The organism is Alteromonas sp. 4NH20-0056, assembly GCF_057539655.1.
Map to the genome: position 1 here is coordinate 1 of NZ_BAAJLS010000006.1, position 11,187 is coordinate 11,187.

Annotated in this window: 12 protein-coding genes and 1 tRNA gene; 6 read left to right on the forward strand and 7 right to left on the reverse strand. The window is 44.4% G+C overall.

The features are described 5' to 3' along the window. Window positions 1–62: 62 nt before the first annotated feature. The 6 genes from ahr to lolB form a co-directional block, all read right to left on the reverse strand. Window positions 63–1,064 (reverse strand): NADPH-dependent aldehyde reductase Ahr, encoded by a 1,002-nt coding sequence (ahr, locus tag AC27EZ_RS12025; RefSeq protein ID WP_487135545.1) that lies wholly within the window; start codon window positions 1,062–1,064, stop codon window positions 63–65. Between the two features lie 63 nt (window positions 1,065–1,127). Then, window positions 1,128–1,574 carry a ribose-phosphate pyrophosphokinase gene (locus AC27EZ_RS12030; RefSeq protein ID WP_487135546.1) on the reverse strand — a complete coding sequence of 149 codons (447 nt, stop codon included), beginning with the start codon at window positions 1,572–1,574 and terminating at the stop codon, window positions 1,128–1,130. A gap of 313 nt (window positions 1,575–1,887) precedes the next feature. After that, complete coding sequence (locus AC27EZ_RS12035; protein ID WP_487135730.1) at window positions 1,888–2,826, reverse strand: ribose-phosphate pyrophosphokinase; 939 nt, start codon at window positions 2,824–2,826, stop codon at window positions 1,888–1,890. A 43-nt stretch (window positions 2,827–2,869) separates the two neighbouring features. After that, window positions 2,870–2,945, reverse strand: a tRNA-Gln gene (locus AC27EZ_RS12040). A 28-nt stretch (window positions 2,946–2,973) separates the two neighbouring features. Beyond that, window positions 2,974–3,843 carry a 4-(cytidine 5'-diphospho)-2-C-methyl-D-erythritol kinase gene (ispE, locus tag AC27EZ_RS12045; protein ID WP_487135547.1) on the reverse strand — a complete coding sequence of 290 codons (870 nt, stop codon included), beginning with the start codon at window positions 3,841–3,843 and terminating at the stop codon, window positions 2,974–2,976. Further along, on the reverse strand, window positions 3,831–4,427 hold the full coding sequence (lolB, locus tag AC27EZ_RS12050; protein WP_487135548.1) for a lipoprotein insertase outer membrane protein LolB: 597 nt from the start codon (window positions 4,425–4,427) through the stop codon (window positions 3,831–3,833). Before lolB ends, ispE begins: the two co-directional genes overlap by 13 nt. 162 nt (window positions 4,428–4,589) lie before the next feature. Between lolB and hemA the strand changes: the two genes are divergently transcribed. Genes hemA through kdsA form a run of 6 tightly spaced genes read left to right on the forward strand, consistent with a single transcriptional unit; the run spans window position 4,590 to window position 10,711 of the window. Beyond that, complete coding sequence (hemA, locus tag AC27EZ_RS12055) at window positions 4,590–5,864, forward strand: glutamyl-tRNA reductase (RefSeq protein WP_487135549.1); 1,275 nt, start codon at window positions 4,590–4,592, stop codon at window positions 5,862–5,864. A 15-nt stretch (window positions 5,865–5,879) separates the two neighbouring features. Next, on the forward strand, window positions 5,880–6,965 hold the full coding sequence (prfA, locus tag AC27EZ_RS12060; protein WP_487135550.1) for a peptide chain release factor 1: 1,086 nt from the start codon (window positions 5,880–5,882) through the stop codon (window positions 6,963–6,965). Between the two features lie 2 nt (window positions 6,966–6,967). Beyond that, window positions 6,968–7,819 carry a peptide chain release factor N(5)-glutamine methyltransferase gene (prmC, locus tag AC27EZ_RS12065; RefSeq protein ID WP_487135551.1) on the forward strand — a complete coding sequence of 284 codons (852 nt, stop codon included), beginning with the start codon at window positions 6,968–6,970 and terminating at the stop codon, window positions 7,817–7,819. Window positions 7,820–7,873: 54 nt separating this feature from the next. Further along, window positions 7,874–9,442 (forward strand): DUF3369 domain-containing protein, encoded by a 1,569-nt coding sequence (locus AC27EZ_RS12070; protein WP_487135552.1) that lies wholly within the window; start codon window positions 7,874–7,876, stop codon window positions 9,440–9,442. A gap of 23 nt (window positions 9,443–9,465) precedes the next feature. Beyond that, on the forward strand, window positions 9,466–9,837 hold the full coding sequence (locus AC27EZ_RS12075; RefSeq protein WP_487135553.1) for a SirB2 family protein: 372 nt from the start codon (window positions 9,466–9,468) through the stop codon (window positions 9,835–9,837). Between the two features lie 19 nt (window positions 9,838–9,856). Continuing rightward, complete coding sequence (kdsA, locus tag AC27EZ_RS12080) at window positions 9,857–10,711, forward strand: 3-deoxy-8-phosphooctulonate synthase (protein WP_421134273.1); 855 nt, start codon at window positions 9,857–9,859, stop codon at window positions 10,709–10,711. A 72-nt stretch (window positions 10,712–10,783) separates the two neighbouring features. Here the strand turns inward: kdsA and AC27EZ_RS12085 are convergent, their stop codons facing one another. Then, window positions 10,784–11,065, reverse strand: coding sequence for a hypothetical protein (locus tag AC27EZ_RS12085; RefSeq protein ID WP_487135554.1), 282 nt, complete (start codon window positions 11,063–11,065; stop codon window positions 10,784–10,786). Between the last annotated feature and the right edge of the window lie 122 nt (window positions 11,066–11,187).

Genomic DNA, 11,187 nt, shown 5'->3' on the forward strand with positions numbered 1-11,187 from the left:
GCGCTAGGGCCCCTTTTTATTTGTTATACAGCGTGAGCTGCTTAGCATTCAATGCCAGAATATTAACGAGTCAACACAACACGATAATGTGCATCGCCATCTCTGAGACGTTGGATGGCCTCGTTAACCTCTTCGAATTTAAACGTCTCGACTACCGGCTCTATGTTATGAAGTGCGGCAAAGTCTAACATAGTCCTTATTGTAGCGGGGCTACCTACCGGTGAGCCAGACACGCTTTTCTGCCCACCAATTAAGTTGAACGCACCAATGTCTAAAGGTTCAAGCGTAGCACCAACAAAATGTAACCTACCTTTCGGCGCTAGCGTAGATAAATATAAGTTCCAGTCTAATTTCACATTAACTGTTGAGATAATTAAGTCGAAGCGGCCAGCGGCGTTTTTCAGCTCTTCTTCGTCTTTACTGTTTATTGTACTGTGTGCACCCAGCTCAAGGGCTTCTTTTTTCTTAGACTCGCTAGAGGTAAAGGCAACGACTTCACATCCCCATGCGTTTAAAAATTGAAGCGCGAGATGACCCAATCCGCCGATACCCACTACGCCGACTTTTGATGTCGGAGAAATATCAAATTGAACGAGCGGATTAAACACCGTAATACCACCGCAAAAGAGCGGGCCAGATTTTGTTGCGTCAAGGGCCTCTGGTAATGGAACAACCGCTTTTGCTTGAGCACGCACTTTATCCGCAAAGCCACCGTGACGGCCGCCAATGGTCATTGACGCTTGTTGACACAGGTTATGGTCTCCGTCCTCACAGGTATGACAGCTATTACAATAACCAGAATGCCAGCCTAAGCCCACTCGCTGTCCGACTTTTAGCGAGGAGACGTGTGCCCCTACTTTGCTTATCGTACCAACCACTTCATGACCCGGGACAAACGGATATTCCGTCATGCCCCACTCATTGTCTAACATACTTAAATCGCTGTGACATATGCCACAGCTTTCCACGTCAATTTCGACGTCATGAGACGCCAATTCGCCGGGATCATATTCAAATTTTTCTAACTTTCCGCCTGACTCGCTCGCGGCATATGCATTAATCATCGTTAACTCCTTTTGACATTAACTATCCATACGCTTGTCTTGCGTAAATTCGATCATATTAAATTAGAACGTGTTGGCGCCATCAATCACTTTACTTGCATCGATAACCGTGACTTCTTGTATTTCGAAAACCGTACCGAACTGAGTAATGGTCATCATGTCAGGCTTGGCATTTCCGGTGATTTCAACGATAAGACCATTCTTTTTATACGCATCAGATAGGCCGTGAAGCGTGAATCGATCGCCGTTATCTGCAATAAAGGCAAAAAAGCCGCCTTCTAGTTCCTTGTAAACAATCATACCCGTTAACACGGTCGACTCATCCATATCCGCATTTTCTGTTTTTTGCTCTACCATCGCTTTCTCGGTCTCACTGTCTAGTGTGGGAAGTGCGGGTGTATTTTGCTCATCCAGTGATGTCGGTTTCATCTCTTGCTCATCAGAGCATGCGCTTAACGAGAGTAAAACTGCACAAAGCGTAAAAGGAATAAGAATCTGGCGTAGTTGCATGTTAAGTATCCTAACGGTTGTTATCTAACACTAACTTAAACTGAAATGCGGTACAAAGAAAGCGTTGGTGATGCTTAACCCGTATTGCGTTAAATATTAAGATGAGAGATTTTAGGTACGAAAGATAGTGAGGCGTGTGGCGCTAGGACAGTGAAAAACCGGTAAAGAGCGTTAAAGTATTCTAAGAAAGCAAAAAATGGTGAAGGAGGAATGTAAGAAAAGAGGGCGATAAAGCTGGCCGCAACATTTATTTTGTTAGACTTATGCTAAAAATAAATGTTGCGACTCGCTACAATGCAATAAAAGCTAACTGCTAGTATTCGAACATGGCAGAGATAGACTCTTCGTTGCTAATACGACGGATCGTTTCAGCCAGCATCTCTGATAATGTTAATTGCTTAACTTTACCAAGTTTCTTCATTTCTTTACTTAGCGGAATAGAGTCTGTGACGATAATCTCATCAATAACTGATTCCTGTAGGTTTTTAACCGCATTACCTGAAAAAATAGCATGTGTTGCGTAAGCATATACGTTACGCGCCCCATGGCTCTTCAGTGCTTCTGCTGCTTTCGCTAGCGTTCCACCTGTGTCAATCATGTCATCGACAATAATACAGTCGCGGTCTTTTACATCACCAATGATATTCATTACTTGCGCAACGTTTGCTTTTGGGCGACGTTTATCGATGATGGCTAAATCAGCATCGTTTAACAGTTTCGCTGTCGCACGCGCACGCACAACACCACCAATATCTGGCGACACAACAACAGGGTCTGCGAAGTCACGTTGGACCATATCCGCAAGCAAAATTGGCGTGCCGAAAGCATTATCTACAGGCACATCGAAGAAGCCCTGTATCTGCTCTGCGTGTAAATCGATAGTTAGGACACGATCTACGCCAACGTTTGAAAGAAAATCAGCTACCACTTTCGCGGTAATTGGTACCCGGGCTGAGCGAACGCGTCTGTCTTGACGTGCATAACCAAAGTATGGAATAACCGCAGTAATACGGCCTGCAGATGCTCGACGCAACGCGTCAATCATTACAATTAGTTCCATTAGGTTGTCGTTAGTAGGGGCGCACGTAGACTGGATAATAAAAACGTCCGAACCACGGACGTTTTCATGAATTTCTACGCTTATTTCGCCATCACTAAAGCGACCAACTTTAGCATTTCCAAGTTTGGTATAGAGGCGATCGGCAACTTTCTGGGCAAGTTCTGGTACGGCATTACCTGCAAAGAGCTTCATATCTGGCACAAGTGGGTTCCTCAGTGCGTTGATAAAAGAGGTTTGGCTGGGGTAGCAGGACTCGAACCTACGAATGGCGGGATCAAAACCCGCTGCCTTACCAACTTGGCTATACCCCAATTGTTTATTTCTTACTCGCTTCGGCGTTCACGCTAAATATTCTTCTCGTTTTTGTATTAGTGGCGAGAGGTTTACACCTTTTGCGACAAAACCACTCCACTGAGAAGGTAATAATTGCTTAACTTTCAGGGCAGTAGCTTCGTCGTTGAAGGTGGCAAACGCACAAGCGCCTGTGCCCGTCATCCGCGACGGTGCGTAGTGTACCAACCACTGTAATAATTTTGCAACTTCCGGATAGCTTTTCTCTACTAATTGCTGACAATCATTGCGTGTTTTATCGAATTTATACGATGACCAGGACATCGGTGGTGTATTTCGAGGCAAATCCTCAGCACCGAATATCGCGGCGGTGCTGATATGCACATTTGGGTTTGCAACCACATACCATGTCTCTTGTTCTTGTGGGGCAGGTGTGATTTTCTCTCCAACGCCTTCTGCAAACGCGGTGTGTCCGTGCACAAAAATAGGTACATCAGCGCCAAGTTGCAATCCAAGCTTAGCAAGCGTTTCAGTGCTCAGGCCTGTATTCCATAATGCATTTAGTGCTACAAGGGTCGTCGCTGCATTAGATGAGCCTCCTCCAATGCCCCCTCCCATTGGAAGGCGTTTGTTTAACGTAATCACTGCACCGTACTTAGTATTTGAGTGCTGCTTAAGCAGTTTCGCGGCACGTATAATGAGGTTGTCGTCATCAGAAACGCCGTCTAATGGCGTTTCCATGGCAATGATTCCGTCTTCATTTACGTCAAATGCGAGGCTATCGCCGTAATCAAGCATTTGAAATAAACTTTGGAGTTGATGGTAGCCTGTATCAAGGCGCCCTAATATATGAAGAAATAAATTAAGTTTGGCAGGGGATGGCCACCAGTCTCTTGTCGAATTTTTTACAGTGTCCATTTATATATCTTTATTTTTAATTGTGTTTTTGCTCGGTATTGTGTAGCGGGTTGAACTAAATTAATCGCGTGTGGAAGCCACACTGCATTACCGTCTTTTTGCAATACGCTGCCATAATTAGCATAGGTGACTTCCCAGCCCTCGCAAGCTTGACATGTACTTGTCAGCGTCGCTAACAATCCTTTATCTGTCAGCGTATATTGATCAGAAGGAAGTGGTAAGCCTTTTATCCAAGAAAGTAATGCGTTGACCGGGATATCCATGCCAGTTACACGATAAATGAGTGGTTCAGGTAGCGCGTCTACATAGGTTTCACCGTCTGCCTTGAGTACTGCGTTTTTATCCTCAACATCCAAATTGACTAAGGTTACGCCAAGTAAATTGGTTAATCGGAAATTGAAATCATCGGAATCGGTTTTCCAGTTCACCGTCGCACTTGTGCCCTCGTCATCGCGACGAAATGCAATTTTACCGTTTAATTGCCACTGCGAAATTTCGGCTACCTGTTTTAACTGTGAGGTCAGGTTAATTGCGTGCTCTGGACCGTTTGGTAAGACCGTACATGCAGAAAGATATAGGATCAAAAAGATCGCTATGAGGCCAAAGCGAAAAAAAGAAAATGACTGGTTCAATAGATTTACTCACGAAATAAGGTACCTCTTTATGGGAACACAGTTTCACCAACACTTTCAATCATTTTGGCTTTTTCGTACAATGCCGCTCCGACATTGTCAGCACAGATGTTAATGACCTTACTCGCCCTTGGTATCAACCACAAAACTGCCCCAGTCGCACTGCGCGAAAAAGTGGCTTTTACACCAGACTCTCTGGTGGAGGCACTGTCGTCCCTAAAAAGGCTTAGTGGGGTAGAAGAATCGGTTATCGTTTCTACGTGCAATAGAACAGAAATTTATCTAAACACCCACGATGCGGATACTAGCCGCGTACTAAATTGGTTGAGTCACTTTCATAATGTCGACGAAGCCGATATTGCCAAGAACAGTTATTTACTTGAGCAAGATGACGCGGTTAAGCATATTATGCGCGTAGCGAGTGGCTTAGATTCTCTCATTCTTGGAGAGCCGCAAATACTTGGGCAAGTTAAACAGGCCTTTGGTGATGCGAAGCATTCCGGTACGGTAAGTAGCGAGTTTGAAAAATTGTTTCAACACACGTTTGCGGTTGCCAAACGCGTACGAAGTGAAACCGATATAGGGGCTAATGCGGTAAGTGTCGCTTATGCCGCCGTGCAATTAGCAAAGCATATTTTTGCCGAGTTACCGAAGCGCGCTGTATTGCTTGTGGGGGCGGGAGAAACCATTGAGCTTGTCGCCCAGCATTTAAAAGAGCAGGGTGTATCACGCTTGGCGGTCGCGAATCGCACCGTTGCAAGAGCTGAAACATTGGCAGAGCGATTAGGTGCCGAGGTGTTTACGCTGTCGCAAATACCAGAGCATTTGAAAGATTTTGATATTGTCATTAGTTCAACAGCCAGCCAGTTGCCGCTAATCGGCAAAGGCATGGTAGAAAAAGCATTAAAGCAACGGAAGAACACCCCGATGTTCTTGGTTGACCTCGCGGTTCCACGGGATATAGAGTCAGAAGTCAATGAGCTTGGTGACGCTTATTTATACACGGTAGATGATCTTCAACATATTGTGCAGAAGAACCTGCAAAACCGGGAGCAGGCGGCGAAAGAAGCCGAGAAGCTGATTGATAAACAGGCCATCGATTTTATGGGATGGAAACAGTCTCAGCAATCGATAGATTTGGTCAGGCAATATCGACAAAAAGGCATGCGCCAGCGAGATGAGATTGTAGAAAAAGCAAAATTACAACTTGCTGAAGGCAAAGATGCTGCAGCCATAATAGAAGAAATGGCCTATAAATTAACAAACACATTGCTACACCCAACAACCTTGGCATTAAAAGAAGCGGCGATACAAGATGATCCAGCATTACACCGTTGGTTGGGGCAAGCGCTAGCATTATCCGATAATCAATCGGATACGAAGAAATAAGGTAATAATTAAAGTATGAAAGAGTCGGTCGTAAGAAAGCTCGAAAATTTGGTCGAGCGTTTTGAAGAAGTGCAAGCGTTGTTGGGCGACCCTACCGTTATAGGTAACCAAGAAAAATTTCGAAATTTGTCGAAAGAATTCAGTCAGCTAGAAGGGGTTGTTGCAGGTTTTAATGCGTATCAACAAGCGCAGAAAAACTTAGAATCAGCGCAAGAAATGCTGGGTGAAGATGATCCTGAAATGCGCGAAATGGCACAGGAAGAGTTTAAAGAAGCAAAATCTGATATCGAACGTTTAGAAACCGAATTGCAGGTATTGTTGCTTCCTAAAGACCCCAACGACGACAACAACTGTTTCCTTGAAGTGCGAGCTGGTGCTGGTGGTGATGAAGCTGCCATATTTGCTGGCGACCTATTTCGTATGTACAGCCGGTATGCAGAAAGCCGTGGTTGGCGCGTAGAGTTGGTTAATGCCAATGAAGGCGAGCATGGCGGTTACAAAGAAGTCGTGGCAAATATAAGCGGTGAAGGCGTATATGGGGTGCTGAAGTTTGAATCGGGTGGTCACCGTGTTCAACGTGTACCAGAAACCGAGTCGCAAGGGCGCATCCACACGTCGGCATGTACCGTTGCCGTATTACCGGAAGTGCCAGAGTCACAAGCCATAGAGATAAACCCTGCAGACCTTCGTGTTGACACGTTTAGAGCATCTGGAGCAGGTGGTCAGCACGTTAACAAAACCGACTCTGCTATTCGTATTACTCACCTTCCAACAGGGTTAGTAGTAGAGTGTCAAGACGAGCGTTCTCAGCATAAAAACAGAGCGAAGGCTATGTCGGTATTGCAGGCTCGACTTAACAATATAGAAGAAGAGAAACGAGCGGCAGAAGAAGCATCTACACGTAAAAGCTTGGTAGGAAGTGGTGACCGCTCTGAACGTATTCGCACCTATAACTTTCCTCAAGGCCGGGTGACTGACCATAGAATAAACCTAACTATTTATCGATTAGACGAAGTTGTTGAAGGTGATTTACGTCAGCTACTAGACCCTATTATGCAGGAACACCAAGCCGACTTATTGGCCTCACTGTCTGACGATTAACAATGAGAATTGATGCAGCCCTTGATTGGGCAGTTAACGCACTTGCTGGGGGGGACTCTCCCAGCATAGATGCAAAAATCCTTCTCGCTCACACGCTAAATACCTCATTAACCTACCTTTTTACGTGGCCTGAAAAAATAGTGCCGGATGCCTCGTTGGCACAATTTAAAGCGTTGATAGCACAACGCAAAGAAGGCCTTCCCGTGGCCTACCTTACGGGTCAAAAGGATTTCTGGACGCTGACGCTTAATACGTCGCCACATACACTTATCCCGCGGCCTGACACCGAAGTATTAGTTGAGCAAGTACTCAATATTATTGCATCTGAATATACTTCCCAAACGCTGAGTATTTGTGATTTAGGAACGGGGACGGGCGCTATTGCACTGGCGCTTGCCGCTGAACTGCCGCAACATAGTGTAAGAGGCGTTGATTTCCTAGATGAAGCCGTGTTCCTGGCGACCGAAAATGCAAAAACGAACAACATTACTAACGTGCGGTTCACAAAAAGTGATTGGTTTGAAGGTCTTGTTAATGAAAAATTTAATGTGATTGTCTCAAATCCCCCTTATATTGAAGCATCAAGCCCTTATTTACATGAAGGTGACGTCAAGTTTGAACCGAAAACGGCGTTGACATCAGGGCCCGACGGTTTAGATGATATCCGCAAAATTATTGCGCTTGCGCCAGGTTTCCTTTATTCGGGAGGGCTTTTGGCCTTCGAACATGGGTTTAATCAAGCAGAGGCTGTTCACGCCCTATTTATTGAACGTGGTTTCGTGAGAGTGAGAAGCCAGAAGGACTTTGGGGGTAACGACAGGGTTACACTTGGTTTCTGGGAAACTTGCGATTAATTTTGTATACATTACTATTTGCACTGAATAAAAAAAATAAACAGGACGTTGTACATGAATGATGACTTTTTATTTGCTGACGATGAAGACGAAGAAGTAGTCGAAGATTTAGGCTCGTGGAAAGTACTTATTGTTGACGACGAGCCCGAAGTTCATGCCGTTACGCGCCTAGCCCTCAGTGATTTTGAGTTAAATGGTAAAACATTGGAGTTCGTTAGTGCATATAGTGGCGCTGAGGCAAAACAGTGTTTTCGTGATCATGACGATATCGCCGTTGTATTGCTTGATGTAGTGATGGAAACCGATGATGCAGGTTTAAAGGTTGCGGAATATGTTCGCAACGATTTAGATAACCACTTTACGCGCATTATTTTGCGCACCGGTCAGCCAGGGCAAGCACCAGAAAAAGATGTCATTGTTAATTACGACATTAACGACTACAAATCGAAAACCGAACTCACTGCACAGAAGTTATTTACTGTTATCATTGCAGCACTTCGCTCGTATCGCGATATTATTGTTATTGAAGAAAATAGAGCGGGTCTAGAGAAAATAATCGATGCTTCCGTTGACTTGTTTTCTTCAACGTCTCTTGAAAAATTCATGCAGGGTATCATCCAACAGCTGTCGTCTATTTTAGGATGCTCTAAAGATGCCGCCTACATAACCACCGCAGTAGCCTGCACGCCTATAGGCGCGTCCTCCCCATTGAGTGATAAAAAAGCAGATGAGCTCTATGTGTTTGCAGGGAACGGTGAATATGCGTCGAAAGAGGGGATTCCGCTCAAAGATGCAGTAAGTGCCGAAGAATACAGTATGTGTTTACAGGCAATGAAAAAACGTGAAATTGTTTATGCCAACGACCATGTTGTCGCGTTTTGCAATAGTAAGTCGCACAAAGGGGCATTGTTATACTTGTCTGGCCTGCCTCGGCGTATAGGTGAGGGCGATAGACACTTAGTTAAACGTTTTTCTAATAGCGTTCAACTTGCCTTTGATAACGTATTAAAAACGCGGGAAGTAGAGGAAACACAAAAAGAGATTATAGAACGGCTTGGTCGAGCAATAGAAAGCAAAGACAATGGTGATAATCACATTACTCGAATAACTAAAATGGCTGAAGCGCTTGCAATGGGCATCAATATGCCTCAACAACTGGTTATCAATTTACGCCATGCAGTACCGCTTCACGATGTTGGTAACTCGAAAGTCCCGTCTACGATATTGCGAAAAGAATCGCCGCTTACCGAAGATGAAATTTTTGCAATAAAAAAGCACGCTGAGTTTGGTTATGACATTCTTAAAGACTCATCAAAGCCAGTAATTCAATTGGCAGCAACACTCGCCAAACAGCATCATGAGCGCTGGGATGGGGCGGGTTATCCTGAAGGCTTGAAAGGTGAAGAGATTCATTTAGCCAGTCGAGTTGCAACGCTAGTTGATGTGTTTGATGCATTGGTTAATAAGCGTCCTTACAAACCCGCATGGAGTGTAGATAAGGTCATTGCAGTGCTCAACGATGAGCGCGAAAAACACTTCGATCCTAATCTCGTCGATTATGTGCTTGCTAATATCGATGACTTTATGTCGATTCAACGCGAATACCCCGATACAAAATCGTAATAACAATAAAAAAGGCAGTAACTATGTATATGATGGCTAAGCATTTGCACTTAACCGCGGTAGCGTTAAGCATTATCTTCTTCATTCTTCGATTCCTTTGGTCTCAATTTGACCCAACCGTACTGTCTAAAAAATGGTTGAAGATCCTTCCTCACGTTATTGATACCGTTTTATTAGGGAGTGCGATATGGCTTTGTGTCATTTTATCGCAATATCCCTTTGCTACTGCATGGCTAACGTTCAAAGTGATTGGTGTCGTGCTTTACATTGTCTTTGGTCTTTTTGCGCTTAAAAAGGCAAAAACTGCAATGGGCCGATGGTCATTCTTTGTAGCGTCACTGGGTGTGTTAATGGCTACAGCAATGGTTGCAGTAACTAAGCAACCTCTTTTTTAGATTGTAACGGAAATAAACTATGTCTGAATCTCAACAAGTTATTCGCGTTGGCGAGGTAGAAGTCGCTAATCATCTGCCTTTTGTTCTTTTCGGTGGGATGAACGTGCTGGAATCACGTGATCTAGCAATGCGAATAGCAGAGCATTATGTTGAAGTTACCCAGAAGCTAAATATTCCTTATGTGTTTAAGGCCTCTTTCGATAAAGCTAACCGTTCATCGGTTACCTCCTATCGTGGTCCGGGAATGGAAGAAGGGCTACGAATTTTTGAGGAAATTAAATCAACCTTTAATGTGCCGCTTATCACTGATGTTCATGAGCCTGAACAAGCTGCGCCGGTCGCAGAGGTCGTCGATGTTATCCAGCTTCCCGCCTTCTTAGCGCGTCAAACTGACTTAGTCGTCGCGATGGCAGAAACGGGAAGCGTTATCAATGTAAAGAAACCACAGTTTCTCGCGCCGCACGAAATGCGCCATATTATGGGCAAACTAAACGAAGCAGGGAATGACAAAGTCATCTTATGTGAACGCGGAAGTTGCTTTGGCTATAACAATCTCGTGGTTGATATGCTGGGTATGGATGCAATGAAATCGTATGCGCCGGTTATATTTGATGCAACTCACGCATTACAAATGCCAGGCGGCAGAGCGACATCGGCCGATGGGCGTCGGGCTCAAGCTGCTCAGCTTGCGCGCAGTGGAATGGCGTTAGGGTTAGCAGGGCTATTCATTGAAGCACATCCAAATCCTGATGAGGCAAAGTGTGATGGGCCGTGTGCACTTCCTTTGGCTAAGCTAGAGCCATATCTTGCACAAATGAAAGCGTTAGATGAGTTAGTAAAAGGATTTGACGAGCTGGATACCAGCAACACGTAAATACAACATTGGCTTTTTGATGGCGTATGCCGGTGATGATTCACCGGCATCCGTATCAGGTGTGTTTTATTGTTACTCGCTTAGCTCGACGGTAACGTCAACCTCTTTTTGTTCTGCCATTGCTAGCAAGTACTTGTGCAACGCTACTTGCGTTTCCTCTGCTAGCATTGCTTTTGATTGTCTTTTAACAATCATATGGGCGTCATTAGAAGGCAGTACATCCGCCATTTTGACGCTAGTCATTGCCGTATTAATAAGTGATTCTAGATTGATCTTTTCTGGTTGTACGTTAGCATTCGCCGCAGCACTTATAAATGCCATAGCTGATACACTAGCTAAAAGTAATTTTTTCATTTTCACACCTAATGGAATTAATTAAATTAATGTTTAAGTTTGTTAAAATTCTTAACAAATGAGTTTGTAAAATATTGCTGTGAAAGCATTTTTCCAAAGTTCGCGTGAATATTAGTCAATTT